This window comes from Pseudomonas sp. Root562, assembly GCF_001427125.1.
Classification (GTDB): Bacteria; Pseudomonadota; Gammaproteobacteria; order Pseudomonadales; family Pseudomonadaceae; genus Aquipseudomonas.
The window spans coordinates 177,165-200,573 of sequence record NZ_LMGK01000020.1 but is presented as its reverse complement, the minus strand read 5'-3'; the positions used below and the strand labels follow the sequence as shown (position 1 = coordinate 200,573).

The 23,409-nt window shown below is 60.8% G+C and carries 23 protein-coding genes; 9 read left to right on the top strand and 14 right to left on the bottom strand.

Going from position 1 to position 23,409, the window contains the following annotated elements; translation table 11 throughout:
- Positions 1-94 precede the first annotated feature (94 nt).
- The gene (locus tag ASD60_RS14605) at positions 95-958 is read left to right on the top strand and encodes a LysR substrate-binding domain-containing protein (protein ID WP_056854677.1); all 864 of its coding nucleotides are present in this window, start codon (positions 95-97) and stop codon (positions 956-958) included.
- A gap of 118 nt (positions 959-1,076) precedes the next feature.
- Here the strand turns inward: ASD60_RS14605 and ASD60_RS14600 are convergent, their stop codons facing one another.
- Positions 1,077-1,949 carry a LysR family transcriptional regulator gene (locus ASD60_RS14600; RefSeq protein WP_056854676.1) on the bottom strand — a complete coding sequence of 291 codons (873 nt, stop codon included), beginning with the start codon at positions 1,947-1,949 and terminating at the stop codon, positions 1,077-1,079.
- A 265-nt stretch (positions 1,950-2,214) separates the two neighbouring features.
- Between ASD60_RS14600 and ASD60_RS14595 the strand changes: the two genes are divergently transcribed.
- Positions 2,215-3,540, top strand: coding sequence for an MFS transporter (locus ASD60_RS14595; protein WP_056854675.1), 1,326 nt, complete (start codon positions 2,215-2,217; stop codon positions 3,538-3,540).
- An 83-nt stretch (positions 3,541-3,623) separates the two neighbouring features.
- Here ASD60_RS14595 and ASD60_RS14590 read toward each other — a convergent pair whose 3' ends face one another.
- Complete coding sequence (locus ASD60_RS14590; RefSeq protein ID WP_056854674.1) at positions 3,624-5,045, bottom strand: type VI secretion system Vgr family protein; 1,422 nt, start codon at positions 5,043-5,045, stop codon at positions 3,624-3,626.
- A 220-nt stretch (positions 5,046-5,265) separates the two neighbouring features.
- On the opposite strand from ASD60_RS14590, the gene ASD60_RS14585 reads away from it, so the two are divergent.
- Positions 5,266-5,970 carry a YebC/PmpR family DNA-binding transcriptional regulator gene (locus tag ASD60_RS14585; RefSeq protein ID WP_056854673.1) on the top strand — a complete coding sequence of 235 codons (705 nt, stop codon included), beginning with the start codon at positions 5,266-5,268 and terminating at the stop codon, positions 5,968-5,970.
- Between the two features lie 115 nt (positions 5,971-6,085).
- Here ASD60_RS14585 and ASD60_RS14580 read toward each other — a convergent pair whose 3' ends face one another.
- The 9 genes from ASD60_RS14580 to ASD60_RS14540 form a co-directional block, all read right to left on the bottom strand.
- Positions 6,086-7,399 carry a leucine-rich repeat-containing protein kinase family protein gene (locus ASD60_RS14580; protein ID WP_056854672.1) on the bottom strand — a complete coding sequence of 438 codons (1,314 nt, stop codon included), beginning with the start codon at positions 7,397-7,399 and terminating at the stop codon, positions 6,086-6,088.
- A gap of 88 nt (positions 7,400-7,487) precedes the next feature.
- A complete protein-coding gene (gene zapE / locus ASD60_RS14575) occupies positions 7,488-8,618 on the bottom strand; it encodes a cell division protein ZapE (RefSeq protein WP_056854891.1) in 1,131 nt (376 codons plus the stop codon).
- Between the two features lie 169 nt (positions 8,619-8,787).
- Positions 8,788-9,834: an ABC transporter substrate-binding protein gene (locus ASD60_RS14570; protein WP_056854671.1), complete on the bottom strand. Its 1,047-nt coding sequence runs from the start codon at positions 9,832-9,834 to the stop codon at positions 8,788-8,790.
- Positions 9,835-9,852: 18 nt separating this feature from the next.
- A complete protein-coding gene (locus ASD60_RS14565; RefSeq protein ID WP_056854670.1) occupies positions 9,853-10,968 on the bottom strand; it encodes an NAD(P)/FAD-dependent oxidoreductase in 1,116 nt (371 codons plus the stop codon).
- Positions 10,965-12,320, bottom strand: coding sequence for an FAD/NAD(P)-dependent oxidoreductase (locus ASD60_RS14560; RefSeq protein WP_056854669.1), 1,356 nt, complete (start codon positions 12,318-12,320; stop codon positions 10,965-10,967). The genes ASD60_RS14565 and ASD60_RS14560 overlap by 4 nt, the downstream gene beginning before the upstream one ends.
- Positions 12,317-12,607 carry a (2Fe-2S)-binding protein gene (locus tag ASD60_RS14555; RefSeq protein WP_056854668.1) on the bottom strand — a complete coding sequence of 97 codons (291 nt, stop codon included), beginning with the start codon at positions 12,605-12,607 and terminating at the stop codon, positions 12,317-12,319. The genes ASD60_RS14560 and ASD60_RS14555 overlap by 4 nt, the downstream gene beginning before the upstream one ends.
- Positions 12,608-12,614: 7 nt before the next feature.
- Entirely contained in the window at positions 12,615-13,409 is a 795-nt protein-coding gene (locus ASD60_RS14550; RefSeq protein WP_056854667.1) for an ABC transporter permease, read from the bottom strand.
- Between the two features lie 6 nt (positions 13,410-13,415).
- Positions 13,416-14,285, bottom strand: coding sequence for an ABC transporter permease (locus tag ASD60_RS14545; RefSeq protein WP_056854666.1), 870 nt, complete (start codon positions 14,283-14,285; stop codon positions 13,416-13,418).
- Positions 14,282-15,307: an ABC transporter ATP-binding protein gene (locus ASD60_RS14540; RefSeq protein WP_056854665.1), complete on the bottom strand. Its 1,026-nt coding sequence runs from the start codon at positions 15,305-15,307 to the stop codon at positions 14,282-14,284. Before ASD60_RS14540 ends, ASD60_RS14545 begins: the two co-directional genes overlap by 4 nt.
- A gap of 243 nt (positions 15,308-15,550) precedes the next feature.
- Here ASD60_RS14540 and ASD60_RS14535 point away from each other — a divergent pair, with 243 nt between their 5' ends.
- The gene (locus tag ASD60_RS14535) at positions 15,551-16,387 is read left to right on the top strand and encodes an IclR family transcriptional regulator (RefSeq protein WP_056854664.1); all 837 of its coding nucleotides are present in this window, start codon (positions 15,551-15,553) and stop codon (positions 16,385-16,387) included.
- Between the two features lie 112 nt (positions 16,388-16,499).
- On the opposite strand, the gene ASD60_RS14530 is transcribed toward ASD60_RS14535, so the two are convergent.
- Both ASD60_RS14530 and ASD60_RS14525 read right to left on the bottom strand, forming a co-directional pair.
- Complete coding sequence (locus ASD60_RS14530) at positions 16,500-17,252, bottom strand: anti-sigma factor family protein (protein ID WP_056854663.1); 753 nt, start codon at positions 17,250-17,252, stop codon at positions 16,500-16,502.
- Positions 17,249-17,755: a sigma-70 family RNA polymerase sigma factor gene (locus ASD60_RS14525; RefSeq protein WP_056854662.1), complete on the bottom strand. Its 507-nt coding sequence runs from the start codon at positions 17,753-17,755 to the stop codon at positions 17,249-17,251. The genes ASD60_RS14530 and ASD60_RS14525 overlap by 4 nt, the downstream gene beginning before the upstream one ends.
- A 159-nt stretch (positions 17,756-17,914) precedes the next feature.
- On the opposite strand from ASD60_RS14525, the gene ASD60_RS14520 reads away from it, so the two are divergent.
- Both ASD60_RS14520 and ASD60_RS14515 read left to right on the top strand, forming a co-directional pair.
- Positions 17,915-19,000 carry a catalase family peroxidase gene (locus tag ASD60_RS14520; RefSeq protein ID WP_056854661.1) on the top strand — a complete coding sequence of 362 codons (1,086 nt, stop codon included), beginning with the start codon at positions 17,915-17,917 and terminating at the stop codon, positions 18,998-19,000.
- Entirely contained in the window at positions 18,997-19,542 is a 546-nt protein-coding gene (locus tag ASD60_RS14515) for a cytochrome b (RefSeq protein ID WP_056854660.1), read from the top strand. The genes ASD60_RS14520 and ASD60_RS14515 overlap by 4 nt, the downstream gene beginning before the upstream one ends.
- Before the next feature lie 47 nt (positions 19,543-19,589).
- Here ASD60_RS14515 and ASD60_RS14510 read toward each other — a convergent pair whose 3' ends face one another.
- The gene (locus ASD60_RS14510; RefSeq protein WP_177336585.1) at positions 19,590-20,735 is read right to left on the bottom strand and encodes a M14 family metallopeptidase; all 1,146 of its coding nucleotides are present in this window, start codon (positions 20,733-20,735) and stop codon (positions 19,590-19,592) included.
- 365 nt (positions 20,736-21,100) lie between these two features.
- On the opposite strand from ASD60_RS14510, the gene ASD60_RS14505 reads away from it, so the two are divergent.
- Genes ASD60_RS14505 through ASD60_RS14495 form a run of 3 tightly spaced genes read left to right on the top strand, consistent with a single transcriptional unit; the run spans position 21,101 to position 23,409 of the window.
- Complete coding sequence (locus tag ASD60_RS14505) at positions 21,101-21,769, top strand: GntR family transcriptional regulator (protein ID WP_056854658.1); 669 nt, start codon at positions 21,101-21,103, stop codon at positions 21,767-21,769.
- 54 nt (positions 21,770-21,823) lie between these two features.
- Entirely contained in the window at positions 21,824-22,630 is an 807-nt protein-coding gene (locus ASD60_RS14500; protein WP_056854657.1) for an ABC transporter substrate-binding protein, read from the top strand.
- 11 nt (positions 22,631-22,641) lie between these two features.
- On the top strand, positions 22,642-23,409 hold the full coding sequence (locus ASD60_RS14495) for an amino acid ABC transporter permease (protein WP_056854656.1): 768 nt from the start codon (positions 22,642-22,644) through the stop codon (positions 23,407-23,409).

Sequence of the window (23,409 nt, the reverse complement as noted above, 5' to 3'; positions counted from 1 at the left end):
TTCGATGGGATGAAGCGTTGGTGCCTAAATTGCAATTTGCCGGACTATCAATCAAATTGTTTGTTGTTATGCCAGCCATCAGTGAGAGTTATTCATGAACCTGTTCCAGCTTCGCGCCTTCGATGCCGTGGCCCGAGAGGGCAGCTTTACCAGAGCGGCAGCGCGCCTGTTCATCAGCCAGCCGGCGGTGACCGGCCATATCAAGGCGCTGGAGGAGCATTACCAGATCACGCTGCTGCGCCGTACCGCACGACGGGTGGAGCTGACCGAAGAGGGCACCAAACTGGCGGCGATTACCCGGGCGATGTTTGGCCTGGCGGACGAGGCGCAGGTGATGCTGGAGGCCAACCGGCAGTTGCTGACCGGGCGTCTGGAAGTGGCGGCGGACGGCCCGCACATGGTCATGCCGATGCTTGCCAGCCTGCGTGCGCGTTATCCGGGGATCACCGTGAATTTGCGCCTGGGCAATGCTCAGGAAACGTTGGCGGCGCTATTGTCCGAACATGCCGACGTGGCGGTGCTGACCGAGGTCGAGCCGCGCAAGGGCCTGCATCTGCAAGCCCTGAGCGAATCACGCATCTGTGCATTGGTGCCCGATGGGCACCCGTGGGCGCATCGAACCCAAGGCGTGCCGCTCAAGGAACTGGATCAAGTGATCATGGTGTTGCGTGAGCCGAGTTCGATTACCCGGCGCACGTTCGATGAGGCGTGCACCCAGGCCAGGGTCAACCCAAGGGTGCTGCTGGAGCTGGACAGTCGCGAAGCGGTGACCGAGGCGGTTGCGGCGCAGTTGGGGGTCGGCGTGGTGTCGTCGGTGGAGGTCAGCCATGATCCGCGGGTGGCGGCGGTACCGATCATTGGCGAAGGATTGGTGAACCGGCACATGATGGGGTGCATGGAGCGGCGGCGGGATTTGCGTTTGATTCAGGCGTTTTTCGAGTTGGCGCCTGGGGGGTAGACCGAGGTGCGCCCATCGCTGGCAAGCCAGCTCCCACAGGTTTTGTGTCGTCCACAAGATTAGTGGTCAACACAAATCCCTGTGGGAGCTGGCTTGCCAGCGATGAGGTCGGCCCTGCCTAAACAAGACTATCGCGCACCATTTCCAGAAAAGTCGCCACCACCCGCCGCGAACTCTGCTCGCGCAAACACACCAACGTTTCGGTCAACCGCCGCTTGCAATCGGTGATCGGCAGTGCGCAAACCCTCGAGTCCGCACCGAACTCGGCCGCCGAAACCACGCCCACACCGATCCCGACCACCACCGCCTCCCGTGCGGCTTCGCGGCCTTCGACCTGAATCGCCGGGCGGATGCGCAACCCTGCGCCGGCCATTTCTTCTTCCAGGGTCTGACGGGTGACCGAGCCGATTTCCCGCAGCACCAACGGCGTGTCGTCAAGGTCCGAGAGGGTGATGGACTCGCGGTCGGCCCATGGATGATGGCGTGATACGAACGCCACCATCGGGTCGTTGCGCAGGGGCAACGAGAGCAGGCGCTCATCGCTGACATCGCGTCCCAGCAATGCCAGATCGGCTTGATAGTTGAAGAGCCGGAAGAGTGATTCATCGGTGTTGCCGGTTTCGATCTTCACGCTGATGCCCGGGTAACGCTCGCAAAACCTGGCGATTTGCGGCAACACATGCACAGGCGCGTCCACCGCCAGAATCAGGCTGCCGGTCTGCAAGGCCTGGGAATCCTGCAACAGCTCCTGGGCCTCGGCTTCGATCACGAACAACTTTTGCGTGACGCCGAGCAAACGCTCGCCCAGATCAGTCAGGCGTACCGAGCGCTTGTTGCGATGGAACAGCAACACGCCGTAGCGTTCTTCGAGCTTGCGCACCTGGTCGGAAATCGCCGGTTGCGTGAGAAAGAGCCGCTCGGCGGCTTTGGTAAAGCTTCCGTGCACGGCCACGGCATGGAAGGCTTTGAGTTGGGCGTGGGAAACCGACATGGGAATCTCCATTAACAAGCTGAGCTTATTTTGGAAATACGATAAATCGATTTCATTTATTTATCAGTCATTGTTTTTATGTACCTCAGCCCTGGTGACTGTCAGTCGAACAGCAGTGGGGTGCCATGAGCCTGGTGGATCAACAGGACTCATCTGACCGCAATCGCCTACAGGGACAAGGTGATTTCGCAGTGCTCAACAATAAAAAAGACAGGCGTTTTCATTTAATTCTGCCGGCACACTCAACCCTGAGGTCAGAACCACAATGAACAAGCACATCGGCACCATCAAGCGTTGGCGCGTGCAGATTTTCGCGATCACCTGGCTCGCCTACGCCGCTTTCTACTTCACACGCAAAGCGTTTTCAGTCGCCAAGCTGGGGATCGGCGAAGACCCGACGTTCATGCTCGACAAAATGGCCATGGCCAACCTCGACGCCATCTACCTGACCGCTTACGCCGTTGGCCAATTCACTTGGGGCATCCTCGCAGACCGTTTCGGGCCACGGGTCGTGGTGCTCGGCGGCTTGGTCATCTCCGCCGCGGCGGCGCTGGTGATGGGCAACTTTGCAACACTGCCGATCTTCGCGACCTGCATGCTGATTCAAGGCCTGGCGCAGTCCACCGGTTGGTCGGGACTGTGCAAGAACCTCGGCAGTTTCTTCCCCTCGGAGCAACGTGGGCGTGTGCTGGGCTTATGGAGTTCGTGCTACGCCTTCGGTGGTCTGGTGGCCTCTCCGTTTGCTGGCTGGTGGGCGTACACGCTCGTCGGCAGCTGGCATGCGGCGTTCATTTCCAGTGCGGCGGTGGTTGGGCTGGTTGCCGTGCTGTTCTTTATTTTTCAACGCAACAAACCCCAAGACGTCGGCTTGCCGGCAGTTGAACCTGAGCCTGAGCTGACCGCCGAACAGGCCGACGCGCAAAGCAGAATCAGCATGTGGGTGCCGTTGAAGGAAATCCTGCGCAATCGCACGGTGCTGGTGTTGGGGCTGGCGTATTTCATGCTGAAACCGGCGCGCTACGCGATTCTGCTGTGGGGGCCGGTGATTGTTTTCGAGCAGATGCCCTCGGTGGGCAAGGTCGGGGCGGCGATCATTCCCACCGCGTTTGAGTTGGCAGGGTTGCTCGGGCCGATCCTGATTGGCCTGGCCTCGGACAAACTGTTCGGCGCCCGACGCATGCCGGCCTGCGTGATCAGTCTGTTGGCGTTGACCGTATCCCTGGCGTTTTTCATGGGTGCCCTGCACACCGGCAGCGTGGTACTGGTGGTGGCGCTGTTGTTCGTCATGGGCCTGACACTCTACGGTCCGGACTCGATGATAAGTGGCGCTGCCGCCATCGACTTCGGCACTGCAAAGGCAGGCGCGACAGCGGCCGGGTTCGTCAACGGCTGCGGTTCGGTCGGGGCGATTCTCGGTGGTTTGCTGCCGGGCTACTTTGACACCGTTACCGTTTTCATCGTCTTTGCCGGCTGTGCGATGTTCTCCGCACTGGTACTGATCCCTCACTGGAACAGCCGCCCCAATGGCATGGGTACTCCATTCGCCTGCGTACCCAATCAAGCGATAACCGTCAAACCTCTGGGTACCTGAATCCTTTCCCTCGTCGCCTGCTGCATCTGCGGCAGGCCGGCTTCCGGCGAAGCTTGCAGCCATCGTTGGCAAATCCTGACTTTTCATGGCTTGAGGTCGGTGCGATTGACCAGCCAATCGAGTAACAAGCGGGTATCGCTGCGCGGCTTTTGCTGGCGAACTGCTGGAATCGAGGGGTGTTGTCTGAAGCTCGCGCAAAAGACTGGGCGGTCGGGGTCGCTGTCGATGAAACTGACCAGCCCGTCGCTACCCGCCAGGGGCATGCCGGTCGGATTGAACCCGGTGTTCGCAGTCGACAGCACGACCGGCAACCAGAGGTCGGCAGGTGCTTCGCAGTCGCTGGTTGTCGCCGGCCACAGACGTACCTGGATTCGCCCTTGATCATCCTCAATAGCCGGCTTGCCCGCCGGACCACACACCCGGGCAGGCTGGAAACCGGTGATGCGCGGCCGGTCTTGTTCAAGCGCCGGCCGGAACACCGTTGACCAGGGAATGGCGCAAAACTGATTGTGGTAATGACGGGGCGTGCTTGGGCAAGCCTGCTCCAGAATCGAATCCTGCCGCCCTTGATGCTGTGCCTGAATGACCAGCCATTGATCGTTGAAACCCCGCAACGGATGTTCCGCCACCTGCACGATGCACCCGCTGCGCAATCGGCAGTGGTTGCTCTGCCCATGGACTTTCACCTGCTGACTTCGCAGGCGCTCCAACTGCCGTCGACCCAGTTGCTCGCGATGACGCTGTGGGTGAACAGGGCTGGACGCCGAGCGCGGCGAAGAGTGATTGACGGCGCTATCCCCGATAGCTGCTATAGCGCGATTTCGGGCATCCACCTGGAGCGGCAAAGACAATAAATCGTGGCGTTGGAACAGTTCGCTGATCACCGGTGATTGAGCGATCGTGAGCATGTCGTTTTGAAAGGGCATCAGCAGCGGTTCCTGCGGGAAACTCAGGCTGTCATCGGCAAAAATCAGAACATGGCCGGCCCGGTGATGTTCGAAGTGGTAGTGAATGCCCTCTTCCTCGCACAGCCGTTGCAGCAGCGCGAGATCGCTTTCCTCGTACTGAATGCAAAAAGGTCGCAGGGGATAGTGGCTGTCTTGGAGCTCGAAGCGGAAGCTGCTGTCGGGTAAACCATGTTCTTGCAACAGTCGACCCAGGATCATCGGCACACTGAGGTGCTGGAAAATGCGTCGTGATCTGTGCCGCTCCAGCGCCTGAAGTGCAGGCACCAGTATCAGTTTGTAGCCCACCCGCTGATGGCCGCGATGTTCGTGGCTGGCGCTGTGCAGTACGCCATGAATGTAGTGGCCATGGCCGATAACCAGAAGTGCCGGTTGTTGCAGCAGCCGCTCAAGGGGCAGGCCCGGAGCGAGGCCGATGGCATCGATATCGAATCGATAGGGTTGATTGAGAGCCTCGCGGCCACTGAACTGCACCACCTGCAAACTCAAATTGTCGTCGAGCAGTGTCAGGGTGAAGGGACTTTCCTTGTCGTTGTGCATTGATCGCGCTTCTACCGAGGAGTACGGGTGCGAAGGGTACGAAACCATGACCCTTGATAGTCATCGCGAATCGTAGTTTCAGAAATGCCCTACAAAAGCCGGTGAAGATGTCGATCCTGCCGTTGAGAATTTTTGGTCGATTGCCAACTTTAGGCCGTATAAACTTGGCGCCATGCGTCGGCCAATAGATGTCTCGGCGCCATAGACAAGAGAGTGAGTAATGGGCGCACAGTGGAAGGTTAAACACAAAGAAGCGGCAGCTAACGCCAAGGGCAAGATCTTCGGCAAACTGGTGAAAGAAATCACCATTGCTGCACGCAACGGTGCCGATACCGCCACCAACGCACACTTGCGTCTGGTGGTGGAACAGGCCAAGAAAGCATCGATGCCCAAGGAAACACTGGACCGCGCCATCAAGAAAGGTGCGGGCCTGTTGGGCGAAACCGTGCAATACCATCGCGTGACATATGAAGGGTTTGCACCGCATCAGGTGCCGTTGATCGTTGAATGCGTGACCGACAACATCAACCGCACCGTCGCTGAAATCCGCGTCGCATTCCGCAAGGGCCAGTTGGGCGCCTCCGGTTCGGTGGCCTGGGATTTCAACCACGTGGGCATGATTGAAGCCTCGCCGGACACCCCGGATGCGGATCCGGAAATGGCTGCGATCGAAGCCGGTGCCCAGGATTTTGAACCGGGTGAAGAGGGCGCGACCCTGTTCCTGACCGAGCCTACCGACCTGGATGCGGTTCAGAAAGCCTTGCCTGAGCAGGGTTTCACCGTGCTGTCGGCCAAACTGGGCTACCAGCCGAAGAACCCGGTCAGCGGCCTGAGCGACGAGCAGATGGCTGAAGTCGAAGCGTTCCTTGAAGGCCTCGATAACCACGATGACGTGCAGGACATGTTTGTCGGTTTGGCGGGTTAATTTGTTTCGCCAGTGACACCGTCATCGTCGGAACGTCGCCCGGAGCAAGCTCGCTCCCACAGGTTTTGCGCTGTCCCTGTGGAAGCGGGCTTGCCCGCGATTGACCGCATAGCGGTCACCCGCAACTCAATTGCTGCAAAATCTCGTTAAACCCCGGCCGCATCAACACATCCGGCTGACAGCAGCGCTGCTGCAACGCATCAAGCCGCAGACGATCCGCATCGCTCAATCCCGAGTCGATCCTTTCCAGCAATTCCCCCAGCAGCACCCCGAACGCTCGCACTTCCATCCGCTGCAATGCACGGCTTTCCAGGTTGTCCTGGGTGGCATGGAATGACGCTGCGCCAAAGTCTCCCAGCAGGCAATCCCCGTGTTCGTTCCACAGGATGTTGTGGCCGTAAAGGTCGCCGTGAGTGATGCCACGTCGGTGCAGATGCCCGGCTACTGAAGCGATACCACGCGCGATACGCAGGGCGACAGCGGCGCTGAAGCGGGTGTCATCGGCATAGACGTCACGGCTGCAGGACGCCAGGCTCGGCAGCCCGGCGAGGTTGCGATGGCTCGGGGCGATCAGCTGCATCACCAGCCCGTCGGTTTGTTGCGGGTGATCGACAATCCGGCCTTCTACGCGGATCAGGTTGGGGTGAATGCCAGCGGTGATGCAGGCGTTCATTTCGTGCAGCGGCGAGCCATCGCTGGTCATTTCGCCTTTGTAGAGTTTGACCGCTACCGTTGTGGCGGGCTGGCCGGGTTTCGCCCAGGAAGCGCGATGGATCACGCCGGAAGCGCCTTCGCCCAGTTGTTGTTCCAGTTGCAGTTGCGACCAGGCAATGCTCGGTGTGGCTTCGAGGGCGGTGGCATCGGCTTCGGTTTCCAGCGGGTTGCCGGCGTAGGCCAGCCAGCTCAGGCTCGGCAGGCGCAGCAGCCATTCCGGCAGCGCGGTCAGGCGGTTGGCGGCAATGCGGATCAACTCGAGTCGATGGCAGTTACGCAGACTGTCGGGTAACTGTCGCAAGCGGTTGCCCGCCAGCATGAGTTTTTGCAAGTGCGGACGTTGACCCAGTTCGCTCGGCAGTTCACTGAGGCAATTGTCGGTCAGGATCAGCCAGCGCAACAGCGGCGGCAGCGCCTCTGCCGGGACGTGTTCGATGCGGTTGGCCTTGAAGCCGACCATGGTCAGCGCCGCACATCGGCCCAGGCAAGCCGGCAGTTCGGTAAACAGATTGTCCGAGCAGAACAACACCTGCAAACGGCTCAGGCGATGCAGATCGTCCGGCAGCTGGGTCAAGGCATTGCCGCTGAGGTTGAGCACTTCCAGCGAGTCCGCCAGGTCGAAAATTTCCCGGGGGAACTGTGTCAGGTTCTCGCTGAGGTCGAGGCGAGTGATGCCTGCCAGCGTACCGGCGCGCAGTTGTGCAACGGTGTGCATGAACGGGTTCGCTATTTGATCGAAGGAATGGGCGGCATGATAGCGGGAAGAACGCGACGGTGGCGCTACCGTCGATGCAAACCCGGCCTCAAACCGGTTCCCGAACCTCTTTGAGCTGCCCCAGCCGGCTGCGCGTGCGCGCCAGATCGATGGCATCGGCGTGCAGGCTTTCGCGCAATGAGCGCTGGCCGAGCAGAATCAAATGTTTGTCCTGATCGTACAAAACGTCCACCAGATTGATGAAACGCTGCTGGGCGGCAATCGAGCAGTCGGCCAGATTCGGCAATTGATCGATGATCCAGTGATCGAAGCGTCGGCACAGTTCCAGGTAATCCATGACGGCCGTAGGCTGATCGCAAAGATCAGTGAAGTTGAAACCGACGGTGCGTCCCTCGCAGTAACGGGCGGGCAGATGACGAGTGCCGACCGGCAGGGCAATGGCCGGTGCATCCGTCGCCAGCACGTTGAGCGCATGACGCTGCGCCGATGTCGCGGGCCAGACGTACTGGCCCTGGGTGAACAGCTGTTGTGCGTGGGTCCTGGCATGACTGCGGTAGTCGTGTGGCCCGCCGACTTCCATCACCAGCATGCGCGCGTTGATCAGGTCGATCACCGGTTTGAAACGCGCGTGGTACAGCGGGTTGGGCAATAGACCTTCCGGCGGGTAGTTGGACGTGACCAGCAGCAGGATCTCGCGGCGAAACAGCGCCTTGAACAGCCGCGTGATCAGCATGGCATCACCGATGTCGTGAACGTGAAACTCGTCGAAACACAGCACGCGGCAGTCGCTCAGCATTTCATCGAGCGTGGTGGCCAGCGCATCCGCTTGCTCACGATGGCCGAACATCCCTTGGTGTAGCCGGGCGAAGAACTCATGGAAGTGCACGCGCTGCTTTTGCGCGAGCGGGATGGCTTGGAAAAAACCATCGAGCAGCCAGCTCTTGCCGCGGCCCACGGCGCCGTGCAGATACAGCCCGGGAAGGTTTTTTGATCCGCTTTCAAGCATTGAACGGGCGTGCTGCGCCATGCAGTCGATCACCCTTTGCTGGCTGTGACTGAGGGTGTAGCCCTGGGCGCAGGCCTTTTGCTGAAAGTGGTCGCGGATGACCCGTTCGCTGGCCGAGCCACTGGAAGAGGCAGTCGACGCCTTGCCGAAGAGGCGACGCAACGATGGCCAGCGTGATGCGAGTCGCGAACGGTTGGTCGGTCGAGCGGCCACTGTAGATATCACCCCGTAAACTTCTGGCAGGCCCCCGGCCTGCGGCGGCATAGTTTAACCAGTTGGGTAATTTTGCTTCCAGTTGTGCCGACGAAAACCCGAGAATCAAACCCCTGCAGGAGCAAGCAGGCTCGCTCCTGCAGGTTTGTGTTATCGGCCTCGGCAATCCCTACCGCTCAATGCTCCGATTCCAGCGGGCATTCCACGCCGGGCGCTGTTCGTTGACCTGGTCCCAATCCACCGCAATCGCGGTTTCCAGGTATTGCTTCATCGCCTCGACCTGCCCACGGGTGCGGTCGGTGGTGGGGGTGTTCGGGTTGGAGGGGATCTGATCCCCGTCTTCGAGCGCAGCAGCCTGGGCTTGTGGCGTGAGCAGGAACGCGGCGAGTTTTTGCGCGAGTTCCGGTTGTGTGTTGTTGGCGATCGCGCATTCGGCGACGTTGAGCACCACCGCGCCTTCTTTCGGCTGCGCGTACTCCACCGGCATACCCTTGAGTTTGAGCGCAGTGACCTGGGTCGGGGTCAGCGGGAACAACGCTGCTTCGTCGGTTTGCAGCATTTCGGAAATTTTCGCCGAACTCGGAATGTACTCCAGCACGTTGCGCCCGACGCTGTTTGGCCAGGCTTTGAAGCCCGGGTCGACGTTGGTTTCAGTACCACCCTGTATCCGGTTGAACATCAGGAAACCATGCAAGCCGAACGTCGACGAGGCCATCGACTGGAACACCAGCTTGTCTTTGAAACGCGGGTCGGCCATGTCCATCCACGAGGTTGGTGCAGCCCAGCCTTTCTCTTTGAACAGACGCGTGTTGTAGGCCAGCCCGGTGACGCCGAGGCTGACGGCTACCGCTTCATCCTTGATCCGTCCTTTGGCCGGAATCTGTTGCAGGGTCGGGCTGTCCTGCAGTTTGTCGCACAGGCCCATGGCGATGGCGCGGTACATGATGCCGTCGTCGAGGAACATCACATGCATCTGCGGGTTGCCTTTGCTGGCCTGGACTTTGGCCAGGATGTCGGCGGAGGTGCCGGGCACGATGACCACTTTGACGTTGTTGGCCTTCTCGAAATCTGGCAGCACTTTGTCGGCATAGAGCCGCTCCATGGTCCCACCGTTCATGCCAAGGTAAAGCGTCGGTTCGGCGTGAGCCTGGGTGACGCTGAGCAGGGCGCTCATGCAGGACAAACCGAGCAGAGCAGTGCGTTTGATGTTTTTCATTGGCGCGACCTTCCTCTATCAAGCTACGGAAATGGAGTGAAAACGGTTGATGGAAAACGCATCCAGCGACGTCTTTGGCGCGCCGCTACAGATGATCTCGCTGAGTGCCTGGCCCACCGCGGGGCCGATCTGGAAACCGGCGCCGGCAAAGCCAAACGCATGCAACAGGCCCGGCCGGGTACGACTGTGGCCGATCACCGGTTGGCGATCGGGCAGGTAACCTTCGGTGCCGCTCCAGGTACGGATCGCCTGGGCCCCTTCAAGGAACGGGTAGAGTTCGACCGCCTGGCGGAGGATTTCCAGCACCGCGCTTTGGCCGGGGCGGGCGCGGGCATCGTCCAGGGCAAACCCTTGACCACCACCCAGCACGCAATTGCCACGCGCGACCTGACGGGCATAGATACCGCCCCCCTCGACGCCGGTGCTGGCATCCATCACCAACGGCAAGGGTTCGGTGACCAGCATCGCCGGATGCCCGGAGTGCATCGGCACCGGTTCGCCGAATTGTGCAGCCAGGTTGCCGGCCCAGGCGCCTGCGCAGTTCAACAACCACGGGGCGCGCCATTCCAGTCCGCTTTGGCTGCGAACACGGAAACGCTGGCCGTCATGTTCAACGGCGCTCACCGCACACTGCTCATGCACCTGCGCACCATGCCGCCGTGCCGCCTGCGCAAACGCGGGGGACACCAGCCGCGGGTTGGCATGTCCGTCATCCGGGCAATACGAAGCGCCTACCGCCACGTCACCAACCCATGGGAAACGGACGCGTAATTGCGCACGGTCCAGTAGTTGCAGATCAAGGCCGAAACCCTGGCTGCTGGCGGCGTAGTCTTGCAGTGCGCGCAGATCATCCAGGCTGCGTGCCAGTTTCAGATGACCGCTGCGTTGATACTCACCGTCGATGCCGATCAATTGTGGCAACTGCGCCCAGAGGGCATGGGCTCGTTGCGACAATGGCAACTGTGACAGCGGACGGCCCTGGCGTCGCACGCCGCCGTAATTCACTCCGCTGGAATGCGAGCCGCAAAAATCCCGTTCCAGCAGCGCGACCCGCTGACCGCCCTTGCTCAGGAACAGCGCGGCGCAAGACCCGACAATGCCGCCACCGATGATCACCGCGTCGACTTCGATCATGCTTCGATCTCCAGGCCAAACGGCAAAGGCTTGATCGGCGCTTGTGCCCGCAGCCGGCCGATCCCGGACACTGCACGCCCGCTCTCGCAGGCAATGATTTCCGCGGCAGCGGCGCCACACATCCGGCCCTGGCAGCGGCCCATGCCGACTCGGCAGTGCGCCTTGACCCGATTGATTTCCCAATGCCCTTCACGCACGACTTCGCGAATTTCGCCGGCGCGGACTTCTTCGCAGCGGCAAACCATCACGTCATCGGCGGCATCCGCAGCCCAGTGTTCGGGAAAGGCAAAGGCGCGTTCCAGCCCCTGGCGAAAATCGCCGATGCGCGACAACGCCTGTTCCAGATGCGCGGCGCGTTGCGGCTCGATCAGGTAGCCAATGTCTTCGAGCAATGCCAACGCGGCGCGCTCGCCGGCCATTTCTGCAGCGTCGGCGCCCATGATGCCGGCGCCGTCACCGGCCAGGTACACCTGGGCAACGCTGCTGCGTCCGGCACTGTCTCGCGTTGGCAGCCAGGCGCGGTTGAGGGGGTTCCAGGCGAATTCACAGCCGAGCAGGTCAGCCAGCTGGGTTTCGCTGCGCAGGCCATGGGCAAAAGCGACAGCGTCGCAGTCCAGTCGGTGTTCCGCGTTGGAGCGGGTCCAGCTCAGTGATTGCACACGGTGTCCGCCGTCGATGCGACTCAGTGTGGCGCCCTGATGCACCGCAATCCCATGGGCGGTCAGCCAGCTGCGGTAATAGACACCTTTGGCCAGCGTGGCCGGTTGTGACAGCAAGCCGGGCAGGGCGCGCGCCTGGGCGCTGAAGGGCGAAGTGTCGAGCACCGCGACGACATTCGCGCCGGCCTTGGCGTATTGATAGGCGACGAGGTAAAGCAACGGTCCGCTACCGGCGAATACCACGCGCTCACCGATGGCGCAGCCCTGGAATTTCAAGGCGATTTGCGCAGCGCCGAGGCTGTAGACCCCAGGCAACGTCCAGCCCGGCACCGGCAGAATGCGGTCGGTGGCGCCCGTGGCGACGATCACCCGGGAAAACTCCAGACGCGCGGCGCGGCCGTCGTGCAAGGTATCGAGAGCGCCGTCTTCGGCGTTCCACACCAGTGTCTGCGGACGGTAGTCGAGCTGCTCGCGCAGTGTGTCGATAGTCCGGTGCAAAGCGCCGGCCTTGCGCGCCTCGAAGCCATAAAGCTTGACCGCAGAGCGTTTGAAATTGGCCGGTTGGCGCCGATAAATCTGCCCGCCGCCACGCGCCGCTTCGTCCAGCAGCACTGGGCGCACGCCATGGGCAACCAGGGTTTGTGCTGCTCGGATACCCGCAGGACCGGCGCCGATGATGACAACGGGTTTCATAGACAGCGTCCCGGTTCGCGATTGATCTGTTGTCCGGCTTCCAGCAGGGTCGAGCAGGCGCGTACGCGGCGGCCATCGCCCAGGCGCACCCAGCAGTCCTGGCAGGCGCCCATCAGGCAGAATCCGGCGCGGGGTTCGGCGCTGAAGTCGCTGCCGCGCAAGTGTTCGCCACAGGTCAGCAGCGCCGTCAGCAAGGTGTCGCCGAGCAGGCCGCTGGCCGGTTGGCCGTCGAGGGTAAAGTCCAGGGCCGGGCGGTCGCCTTCGGCCAGTCGTTTCAGCAGAGCCATGGCGTCCTCATTGTTTCCCTACCAGAACCCGATCCAGGCCATAGACCCGATCCAGCAAAATCATGGTCAGTGCCGTCAGCGCGATGACCAGTGCCGATACCGCCGCCATCATCGGATCGATGGATTCGGTGGCGTACACGTACATGCGCACCGGCAAGGTCTGCGTGGCCGGCGAGGTGACGAAGATCGACAGCGTGACCTCGTCAAAACTGTTGATGAATGCCAGCAGCCAGCCGCCGGCCACACCGGGCAGAATCATTGGCAATGTGATCTGCCGGAACAGCGTGAAGCGACCGGCTCCCAACGATTGCGCGGCATATTCGGCACTGCGATCCAGGCCGATGGCCGAAGCCAGGACCAGTCGCAGCACATACGGTGTGATCACCAGCACGTGGGCGAAAATCAGCCAGGCGAAGCTGCCGTTGACCCCCATCAGCGCGAACAGGCGCAGCAACGCCACCCCGAGTACCAAGTGCGGAATGATGATCGGCGAGAGGAATAGCCCGTTGAGAAAATCCCGGCCGGGAAACTCGAAACGGGTGATCGCCAGCGCGGCAGGCACGGCCACCAGCGTCGCCAGCGAGGCGGCGCTGAACGCCAGAATCAGGCTGTTGTAGAACGCATCGACAAAGTCGGCGCGTTCGAACACGGCACGGAACCAGCGCAGGGAAAACTCCGTGGTCGGCAGGCTCAGGGTGTTCTCCGGGGTGAAGGCCACCAGGCACACCACCACCAGCGGCGCCATCATGAACAGCACCACCAGGGAATGAAACAGCAGGGCGAAAGGACCGTTCCTGGACATGACGAATTATCCCAATGACTTCTTGTAGCGGCCTTCGATCATGCGGTTCCACGACAGCATGATCAGCAGGTTGATGAGCAGCAGGGCCACGGCAATTGCCGCGCCCATCGGCCAGTTGAGCTCCGACAGGTACTGGTCGTAGATCAGCGTGGCGACCATCTTCAAACGGCGTCCGCCAAGCAGGCCGGGAATCGCGAAAGAGCTGGCGGCGAGGCCGAATACGATCAGCGTTCCGGACAAAATGCCGGGCATGACCTGCGGCAGCACCACCTGGCGGATCACCGTGAAGTGACTGGCACCCAGTGAAAGCGCAGCCTGCTCAGCGGCGGGATCGAGTTTTTGCAGCGACGTCCAGACCGGAATGATCATGAACGGCAGCATCACGTGGACCAGTGCAATCACCACCGCGAACGGCGTGTAGAGCAGTTTCATCGGCGAGCCGCCGAGCGCTTGCAGGGTCTGGTTGACCAGGCCATCGGCACCGAGCAACAGGCTCCAGCCGAAGGCGCGTACCACCACCGAAATCAGCAGCGGAGTGAGGATCAGGATCAGGAAAATCGAGCGCCATGGGGTGCCCATGCGGCTGAGGATGTAAGCCTCGGGGACGCCAATCAGTACGCAGAGCAGGGTGGTCAGAGCGCTGATCCACAAGGTCCGCAGGAAGATTTCATAGAAATACGGATCGCCCAACAGGCTGCTGTAGTGCTCGACGGTGAAGGCGTTGCCGTTGATCCCCGTGCTGTAGTCGAAGACGTTGAACGACAGCACCAGCGTCAATGCCAGCGGGATCAGCAGCAGACCGAGGTACAAGGCCAGGGCCGGTGCCGACAGCAAGTAGCCTTGGCGACCCTGGCGGATGGCGGTGAACGAACTCATGCGATCACCTCGTCGACAGTCAGTACACGCAGCAGTGCGGCATCCCAATCGAGGCCAACGGCTGTGCCTTCGCTCAGCGGTGCCGAGCCATCGTTGCGGCGTACCACGCAGAGTTCACCGAGGGGCGTCGACACGCTGTAGAGCCATTGGCTGCCGAGAAAAAAACGGCTGGCAATCTTGCCCTGCAAGCGTCCATGACCGGCGTCACGCAGATCGATTTTTTCCGGGCGCAGGCTCAAGGTCAGATCACCGTCACCACGACTGCACACCTGAACCCCACCGCTGCTGTCTCGTTCACCGGGCAGCAGATTGGCCTTGCCGACGAAGCCGGAAATGAACTCGGTGCGCGGGTGTTCGTAGAGGGTGTAGGGCGCATCGATCTGGGTGATCCGGCCAGCCTGCATCACCACTACGCGATCACTGATCGACAGCGCTTCGGATTGGTCATGGGTGACCATCAGCGTGGTGATCCCGACTTCGCGCTGGATGCGGCGGATCTCGAATTGCATCTCTTCGCGCAGGTTGGCGTCGAGGTTGGACAGCGGCTCATCGAGCAGCAACACCGGCGGCTGGATGACCAGTGCCCGCGCCAGGGCGACACGCTGGCGCTGGCCACCGGACAACTCCCGAGGGTAACGCTCGGCGTGCTGATCGAGGCGAACCAGTTTCAGCACGCGGTCCACCCGCTGCCGGATTTCGGCGCTCGGCACCTTGCGCATCCGCAGGCCGAAGGCGACGTTGTCCTTGACGGTCATGTGCGGGAACAGTGCGTAACTCTGGAACACCACGCCCAGGCCACGGCTGGCGGGTTTGGCGTGGGTGATGTCGCGGCCATCGAGCACGATGCGCCCACTGGTGACTTCGACGAAGCCGGCGATCATTTGCAGGGTGGTGGTTTTGCCGCACCCGGAAGGGCCGAGCAGGGACACGAACTCGCCTTTTTCCACCGAGAGGTCGGTGGCGACCACGGCGTCGATGTCACCGTAGCGTTTGCCGAGTTTTTCAAGTTGCACAAAAGCCATGACTGCCTCCACCTGGGATTGTTATGCGTCGCCCGAAGGCGCGCTTTTTTGTATGGGCAGATACGAAAGATTGTTGCGGGGTGCGTTGGCGCTCGACTTGAGTCGGCTGCCGCTGTTGTTCGAATCGCCCCTGTCTGGACGCAGATTAGGACGAAGACTAGGATGGGCTCAATGGCCTATTTCACTGAGGCGATAACTATTTTCAGTTTTATTCGATCAGTAAATAAATTGTCGAGAAACTACATGTCAGATTCCATTGACCGGAATGAAAGCAAAAATGAAGTCGGTGTCGGCGCCGTCTCACGGTTGTTTGCGGTGCTGCGTGCGTTGGGTGACACCGTCGAAGGCGGGGAGCGTGTGACGCAATTGGCCCAACACATCGGCTTGTCGCAACCGACTACCCACCGTTTGCTGCGCAGCCTGATGGAAGAGGGCATGGTCGAGCAGGACGCGCGCAGCAAACGTTATCGCCTGAGCCTGGATTTTTTCGCCCTGGCGGCCCGCGCAGGTAACAGTGGCAACCTGCGCGAGCTGGTGCGCCCGTCACTGTTGCGGCTGTCGGCATCGTTGGGCGACTCGTTGTTTTTGCTGGCGCGCAGTGGTTTCGATGCGATTTGTCTGGACCGCAGTGAAGGGCCGTTTCCGATCCGTACGTTCACCGGTGATATCGGCGGGCGCGTGGCGCTGGGCGTGGGTCAGGGCAGCCTGGCGATCCTGGCATTCCTGCCGGAGGAGGAGCGCGACACGGTCATCCACTACAACCTGCCGCGGTTGAAGGATTTCCATTTGTACGACGAAGTGTTCCTGCGCTCGGAAGTCGAGAACGTGCGCAAGCTCGGTTACGCCGGGCGCAACACCGGCGTGTTGCAGGGCATGGCCGGGGTGGCCGTGCCGATTCTCGATCGCGAAGGGCGGGCAGTGGCGGCGTTGAGTGTGGCCACCGTGAGCGATCGATTAGGTCCGGATCGTTTGCCGACGGTGGTCGAAATGCTCAAACGTGAAGCGGCGTTGATCGGTCCGCGAATCAACCCGTTTGATCCACTATTGCGACGGCCATCGCAGGTGTTTGGGCAGGTTTGAATTCTCTACCGTCCCCTGTAGGAGTGAGCCTGCTCGCGATAGCGCTCTGTCAGTCAACATTTCAGTGACTATAAGACCGCTATCGCGAGCAGGCTCACTCCTACAGGGGGGATCAGAACCGGCTGGTTTGCCTGAGCATCTGTGCGGCTGGCGTATCGGTCGGGCTGACCATCGCATAGTTGTAGCCACCCCCCGACCAATACTCGGCCTGCAAGCCGCCGTCACTGCGACTGCCTCTGGGCAGCAGGTAGTTTTTCGGTCCCGGCGGGCGCACGTAGAAGCTGATTTTCTGCCCGCCCTGATTCTCATAGACCACCATTGCCGCCGGCCCCTGTTCGGTGCTGAGCAAGCGCCCGCTGGCCGGTTTGAAACCGGCCCCCGACAGGTCAGGCAAGCGATTGGCCTGGATAAAGTAGCGGTCAAGCCAGCCCTGCATATCGCCATCGTCGCCGGCCTTGTAGTCGGCTGGCAATATCCCTTGCTGGGCAATCAGGCGATAGGCCTGAAGTGCATCGGTCATCGGTAGTTGTGCGCTGGTGAAAGTCATCTCACGGGCTTGCCAGCCACTGTAACCGCCGACGCTGACGGCGATCAGCAACATGGCGGCGCTGGCCAGGTGGCGCCGCGATTGGCGTTTGCGGCGTAGGCGAATCATGGCGGGATCGAGTTCCGGGTTGGCCGGTTGCTGCAACGCGCCACTCAGGGCTGCGCGCAGTTGCTGGGCATCTTGCTGCCAGGCTCGCACTTGGGTGGCAACGTCCGGATGACTGGTGAGAAACGTCTCTACCAGACGTCGGTCGTCGTCGCTGAGTTGATGGTCGACGTAGGCGTGCAAGTCGCGCTCGCTTGGGGGCATGCTGATCATTTGAGTCTCCGCAGGGTGGGGCGGGTGATTTCGCCTTCACTGAGTTGGCGCAGGGCCTGGCGGGCCCGGGACAGGCGGGACATCACGGTGCCGATGGGTACGTCGAGAATCTCGGCGACCTCTTTGTAACTCAGGCCTTCCACCGATACCCAAAGCAGCAGCGCGCGCTGTTCGGTGGGCAGTCGATCGAAGGCGTCGAGGGTCGATTGGGCGATCACGGTGCGTTCCACCGAAGGCTGCGCATCGTCACGCCCGGTGAAAAATTCGAGCATTCGCGCATAACGCCGGGTGCGTCGGTGCGCATCGAGAAACTGTCGATACAGAATCGAAAACAACCAGGCGCGCAAATCGCCGTCGGCACGTTTGTCGCCCCAACTCGACAGCGCACGCTCCAGGCTGGCCTGGACCAGATCGTCGGCGCTGCTGGCGTTGCGCGTCAGCGATACGGCAAATCGGCGCAATCTGGGGATGATTTCTCGCAGTTGTTCGTCGATATCGTTCATGAAGTTCTGGCCAGTCACTACGCTGTGTGTGTCGGGAGACGACCGGGGCTTGAGGTTATTCCACGCCTGGAAAAATAAATACCGCACACTGGAATAAACCGGCGTGCGGTTCGTCTGCCTGATTCTTCTCACTTGTGGCCGATGGCCCTGGAGTCTTTCATGGTAGATCGATCATCACCGCCCAACCGGCCCCCCCTGAGCACGGCAAGCCTGATCTTGCGTCTGTCTGGCATCGCCGTGGTCGTTGCTGTCGTCGCCGGGGCATTTGCCTACGTCAACGGCACCTTTGACCCACAGCGCCTGACGCCGAAAAAGCTGATCAATGTGCTGGAGACCAACAACGGTGTGCACCCGGGATTCCGTCGCAACCATTCCAAAGGCGTGTGCGTGATCGGCCATTTCGAGAGCAGCGGCGAAGCGCGCAGTTACTCCATCGCGCAAGTATTCAACGAGCCGCGGACACCGGTGGTCGGTCGTTTTGCCTTGCCGGCCGGCAATCCCTACGCGCCGGACAGCGCCGTGCCGATCCGTAGCATGGCGTTGCGTTTCAATCAGGCCAACGGCCAACAGTGGCGCACCGGGATGAACAGCATGCCGGTGTTCCCGGTGGCCACGCCCGAAGCCTTCTATCAATTGCAACAGGCCCAGTCACCGCTGCCCGCAACTGGCAAACCGGACCCCGCGGCAGTGCCGGCGTTCTTCGGTTCGCACCCGGAAGCCGCGCCGTTCCTGGCCTGGATCAAGACCGCCAAACCGTCAGCCAGTTATGTCACCGAAACCTACAACAGCGTCAACGCGTTTTATCTGGTGAACGCTGCCGGACAACGCCAGGCCGTGCGCTGGAGCATGGTGCCGGTAGCGCAGGATGCGCCGGGTGCCACTGCGCCCGAGGGCAGCGATTTTCTCGAGAAAGACCTGGTGCAACGCATCGCCGCCGGCCCCTTGCGTTGGCAGTTGAACATCATCCTGGCCAATCCTGGCGACCCTGTGAACGACGCCAGCAAAGCCTGGCCTGAAGGACGCAAAGTGTTGAACGCGGGCACGCTGGTGCTGGAAAAAACCCAGCCGCAACTCAACGGCGAATGCCGTGACATCAACTACGACCCGCTGGTACTGCCCGCCGGTATCGAAGGTTCCGACGACCCGTTGCTGGCCGCTCGCTCGGCCGGTTACGCCAATTCCTACCTGCGTCGCACCAGCGAAGTCAGCCAGTTGCCCGCCGCCAAACAGGAGGCCCAGCAATGAGCACCCAACCCAACCACTTCGCTCCCTTGGTGCGCCTGCTGCATTGGCTGATGGCACTGATGATTGTTGCCATGTTGTTCATCGGCGCGGGCATGGTCGCCTCGGTGTCCGAGCGTCATGAATGGCTGATCAATCTGCACAAACCTTTGGGTGTCGCGATTCTGCTGTTGGTCATCGTGCGTCTGGTGGTGCGTTTTTCCACCACGCAGCCACCGCTGCCGGCGGACCTGCCAAGTTGGCAAGCGCTGGCGGCCAAAGCCTCGCATGTGTTGCTGTACGCCTTGATGCTGGTCTTGCCATTACTGGGCTGGGCGATGATTTCGGCGTCGGGCGAACCGGTGATGCTCAGCAGCTCACTGCAGTTGCCGTCGATTGTGCCGGCGAACGCGCAGGTGTTTGCGTTCTTGCGCAAGGCGCATGGGTATCTGGCTTATCTGTTGTTCCTGACCGTGCTGCTGCACCTGGCGGCGGCGTTGTTTCACGGTTGGATTCGGCGTGATGAGGTGCTGGACAGCATGTTGCGAGGGAAAGATCGCGGGTAACTGAGGGCTTGAAGGCTGCATGCCGGGCATGCAGCCATCCGGGTAGATCAACGCAACGAATCAACCATCTCCGCCACTGTCGTCAACACATCCTTGCCCAACTGCTTCGAACGCTTGCCCGACCATCCCGTCAACGGGTCCGGATGATCGTCGTGGTCCTTGAACGGCATTTCCAGCGTCAGGGACAAGCAGTCGTATTTCTGCCCGACGGCGTTGCAGGCCAAGGTCATGTTGGCCTTGCCCGGTTCGTCGCGGGTGTAGCCGTACTTGGTCTGGAAATCCTTGGTGGTGCGTTTCAAGTGGCTGCGGAAATGTTCTTCGAGTTGTTCGATCCGCGGTGTGTAACCCGGATTGCCTTCGCATGCGGCGGTGAACACGTGAGGGATTTCCTCGTCACCGTGCACGTCGATGAACATATCGACGCCATACTTCTCCATCTGCTGCTGTACGAAAAACACCTCCGGGCTGATTTCCGGGCTGGCGCTCTGCCAGGCGCGATTGAGGTCCTGGCCCATGGCGTTGGTGCGCAGGTGACCGTGGAAGGCGCCGTCCGGGTTCATGTTCGGCACCAGATACAGGTCGGCGCTGGCCAGCAGTTTGCTCAGCCCCGGGTCGTCGTGCCGTTCGAGGCGTTCGATGACACCCTCCATGAACCACTCGGCCATGTGCTCGCCGGGATGTTGCTGGGCAATGATCCACACCTTGCGCTGGCCTTCGGCGCCGGTGCCTTTGCGCAACAATTGGATATCGCGACCTTCGACACTTTTGCCGGTGGCCAGCAACTCGGTGCCAGCCTTGGCCAGTGCTTGTTCAATCAGCCAGTCGTGACGGCCACGACTGTAGGGTTCGAAGTAGGCGAACCAGGCGTGGGTCTGGGTGGCTTCGAGGCAGAAGCGCAGGCAGTCGCCTTCGAAGATGGTCGGTACGCGGAACCAGTTGACGTGGTCGTAGGAAGCGACTGCCTGATAACCGTCCCAGGCCTTGTTGTACGAAGACTGGCTGGCATTGTTCAGGCGAAACCAATGCTCCTGGCCGACATGCAGGCCACTGGCCTTGAAGTGGAACCATTGAAAATGGTGGCTTTTGCTATCAGGGCGGATCGCCAGCAGCGGCTTGAGCGGGTCACTGAGGTCGATGACTTGAATGTTGCCGCTGTCGAAGTTGGCGCTGATATCGAGGGAAGATTTGGCCACGGTCGGGTTCCTGATCAGGTTTTTATGGCGGCTACTTTACACGCAAGAGCAAGGGCTTAGGAGCTTGCAAAGATCGTTTCCACCCAGGATGCCCGCGCGCTTTACGACTCAAGGTTTGCTGCGAAGCCTGCCCATCGAAGCGTAGCGATCATCCGTGTTACCACCAGCACCATTTTGAGGCCGGCAGGTGACAGGTTGGGGCATTTCAACTCGTTACCGGTCGGCCCCTTCAGCCTTATGCAGCCCCGTTGAAGGCTGATACTTCAGTGTAATCAAACACCTGTAAACCATGCGCCAAATTTGGCATGCAATATGCTTTTTTGGCTTTGTGGATAATTGGATACAAAAATACAAAAGGTGCACCGATGAAATTCGCCCCTGCCTATACCGAGCGTCAGCCTGTCACTGCTGAGGAAGAGGCCTACAACTTTCTTCTGGAGGCTATTTGCAAAGGTCGTTACCGCACCGGCGAACGGCTGATCGCCGAGGACATCGCCGGTGAAATCGGCATGAGCCGCATGCCGGTGCGTGAGGCTTTCCGCCGTCTGGATGCTGACGGTCTGGTGACATTGCGGCCCAATCGCGGCGCCATTGTGCGCGGCCTGAACATCGAGGAAATGCGTGAGGTGTTCGAGATGCGCAGCGCCCTTGAGGGGCTCGCGATCCGGGTGGCTGTGAGCAAGATGACCGAGCGCCATTTCAGCCATCTGGAGCGTCTGCTGGACGAGATGGACGACTACCGCGAGGACGGTGCCGAGTGGGTCAGCCGTCATCGCGCGTTCCATGAGTACTTGTGCAGCCTGAGCGAACGCCCGCGGTTGATGCGGCAGATTTCGGCGCTGTATTCGGTGATCGAACCGCACATGCGCCTGTGGCTGCAACACGCCGACAAGCCACGCAGTGCCCGGGATGAGCATGCCTCGATTGTCGCCGCCCTGCGTTCCGGCGATCCGGACAAAGCCGCAGAAGTGGTGTGCGAACACATCGAAGGCACCATCCCGCGGTTGATTCAGTTTCTCGAAGCCCATCAATAGAAGAACAACCACCTCCTGCACAGGGGGGCATTTGCAGCCAACTGGAGTCATGACATGCACAAGCCTTGCGCGTTAGTTGCCCTGTTCACCTTGAGTCTGTGTTCGCAATGGGCGATGGCCGCCCCCGAATTGCCCGAGCGATTAAGCAAGAGCGAGAAGATCGTCTATTGCTCCGGCATGGATTCGCCGCCGCTGGTGTCGTTTGACCTGAAGCAACAACCGGTCGGGCTTCAGGTGGATATGGGCGAAGCGATTGCCCAGCGTTTGGGTAACAAGAAAGTCGAATGGCGCATCTCGCCCTTCGCCGGGCTGATCCCTGCATTACTCGCGCAGCAGTGCGACATGATCGTCGACCAACTGTTCGACAAACCCGAACGCCGTGAAGTGATCGACATCGTCAACTTCATGTATTCCAGCCAGTCCATCGTGGTGCCCAAGGGCAATCCGAAGTCGGTGAACACGCTGGAAGATTTGTCCGGGCTCAAGGTCGCGGTCAGTAACGGTTCGACTATCCGCGTGCTGCTGGGCAAAGAGAACGAAAAACTCGAAGCGGCCGGCAAGCCGCCGATGAAACTGGTGGTGTACAACGTCGACGCCGACGCCTTCCAGGCCTTGCGCATCAACCAGGTGGACGCTTTCGGCACCACGGTCGAATCTGCCGGCCACTACCAGCAACTGGCCCCGGATCTGTTTCAGTCGGCGGTGCCGGCATTCAACCGCATCCTCACCGGCTTCGGCGTGCGTAAAAGCGATCCGCAGTTGACCGTGGCGCTCACCGAAGTGCTGCAAGGCATGCGCGCCGACGGCAGTTACGCCGCGCTCCTCAGTAAATGGCATGTCGATAGCGACAAACTGGACTGAGGGAACACTTGATGAACTTCAATTGGGATGTGTTCTGGCAGTACCTGCTGCAACCCAGCGATGTGTACCTGACAGGGCTTTGGCTGACTTGCCTGATCAGCGTTTCGGCGATGTTGCTCGGTTGTGTGCTTGGGCTGATCGCGGCGTTGATGAAGCTGTCGAGAAACCCGCTGTTGCAGTACCCGGTGCGCTTTTATGTCTGGCTGATGCGGGGCACGCCGCTGCTGGTGCAGATCGTGTTTCTGTACACCGCGTTGGCGGCGGGCGGGATTTTCCGTTTCGAAGACCTGGACCTCGGCTGGTTCATCGTGCCGGGCAACATCCAGGCCGCGATCATCGCGCTGGGTCTCAACGAAGGCGCCTACATGGCCGAGATCATTCGTGCCGGGATCGGCGCGGTGGACAAGGGGCAGTACGAAGCCGGGCGGTCCCTGGGCATGACGTTTCCCAAGTTGATGCGCCGGATCGTGTTGCCCCAGGCGTTCCGGGTGATCGTGCCGCCGCTGGGCAACGAGTTCAACGTGATGCTCAAGAACACCACGCTGGTCAGCGTGATCGGGGTGCAGGAGTTGCTGCTCAGCACGCAAATGGTGACCTCGGCGACTTTCCGCGTGTTCGAGTTGTATCTGGTGGTGGCCATCTACTTCCTCGCGTTGACCACGCTCTGGGGCTTTTTCCAGCGTTGGCTGGAGACACGCTTCGGTCAGTCCGATCGCCCGGCGCCAGCCGCCAGCCGAATGTTTGGACGCCACACCATGAAACTGCTGAGGGGGCGTTGA

Excerpts from the sequence above, each read along its gene's own strand:
- ASD60_RS14605 (WP_056854677.1), top strand. The coding sequence starts at position 95 with ATGAACCTGTTCCAGCTTCGCGCCTTCGATGCCGTGGCCCGAGAGGGC.
- ASD60_RS14600 (WP_056854676.1), bottom strand. The coding sequence starts at position 1,949 with ATGTCGGTTTCCCACGCCCAACTCAAAGCCTTCCATGCCGTGGCCGTG.
- ASD60_RS14595 (WP_056854675.1), top strand. The coding sequence starts at position 2,215 with ATGAACAAGCACATCGGCACCATCAAGCGTTGGCGCGTGCAGATTTTC.
- ASD60_RS14590 (WP_056854674.1), bottom strand. The coding sequence starts at position 5,045 with ATGCACAACGACAAGGAAAGTCCCTTCACCCTGACACTGCTCGACGAC.
- ASD60_RS14585 (WP_056854673.1), top strand. The coding sequence starts at position 5,266 with ATGGGCGCACAGTGGAAGGTTAAACACAAAGAAGCGGCAGCTAACGCC.
- ASD60_RS14580 (WP_056854672.1), bottom strand. The coding sequence starts at position 7,399 with ATGCACACCGTTGCACAACTGCGCGCCGGTACGCTGGCAGGCATCACT.
- ASD60_RS14570 (WP_056854671.1), bottom strand. The coding sequence starts at position 9,834 with ATGAAAAACATCAAACGCACTGCTCTGCTCGGTTTGTCCTGCATGAGC.
- ASD60_RS14565 (WP_056854670.1), bottom strand. The coding sequence starts at position 10,968 with ATGATCGAAGTCGACGCGGTGATCATCGGTGGCGGCATTGTCGGGTCT.
- ASD60_RS14560 (WP_056854669.1), bottom strand. The coding sequence starts at position 12,320 with ATGAAACCCGTTGTCATCATCGGCGCCGGTCCTGCGGGTATCCGAGCA.
- ASD60_RS14555 (WP_056854668.1), bottom strand. The coding sequence starts at position 12,607 with ATGGCTCTGCTGAAACGACTGGCCGAAGGCGACCGCCCGGCCCTGGAC.
- ASD60_RS14550 (WP_056854667.1), bottom strand. The coding sequence starts at position 13,409 with ATGTCCAGGAACGGTCCTTTCGCCCTGCTGTTTCATTCCCTGGTGGTG.
- ASD60_RS14545 (WP_056854666.1), bottom strand. The coding sequence starts at position 14,285 with ATGAGTTCGTTCACCGCCATCCGCCAGGGTCGCCAAGGCTACTTGCTG.
- ASD60_RS14540 (WP_056854665.1), bottom strand. The coding sequence starts at position 15,307 with ATGGCTTTTGTGCAACTTGAAAAACTCGGCAAACGCTACGGTGACATC.
- ASD60_RS14535 (WP_056854664.1), top strand. The coding sequence starts at position 15,551 with ATGTCAGATTCCATTGACCGGAATGAAAGCAAAAATGAAGTCGGTGTC.
- ASD60_RS14530 (WP_056854663.1), bottom strand. The coding sequence starts at position 17,252 with ATGATCAGCATGCCCCCAAGCGAGCGCGACTTGCACGCCTACGTCGAC.
- ASD60_RS14525 (WP_056854662.1), bottom strand. The coding sequence starts at position 17,755 with ATGAACGATATCGACGAACAACTGCGAGAAATCATCCCCAGATTGCGC.
- ASD60_RS14520 (WP_056854661.1), top strand. The coding sequence starts at position 17,915 with ATGGTAGATCGATCATCACCGCCCAACCGGCCCCCCCTGAGCACGGCA.
- ASD60_RS14515 (WP_056854660.1), top strand. The coding sequence starts at position 18,997 with ATGAGCACCCAACCCAACCACTTCGCTCCCTTGGTGCGCCTGCTGCAT.
- ASD60_RS14505 (WP_056854658.1), top strand. The coding sequence starts at position 21,101 with ATGAAATTCGCCCCTGCCTATACCGAGCGTCAGCCTGTCACTGCTGAG.
- ASD60_RS14500 (WP_056854657.1), top strand. The coding sequence starts at position 21,824 with ATGCACAAGCCTTGCGCGTTAGTTGCCCTGTTCACCTTGAGTCTGTGT.
- ASD60_RS14495 (WP_056854656.1), top strand. The coding sequence starts at position 22,642 with ATGAACTTCAATTGGGATGTGTTCTGGCAGTACCTGCTGCAACCCAGC.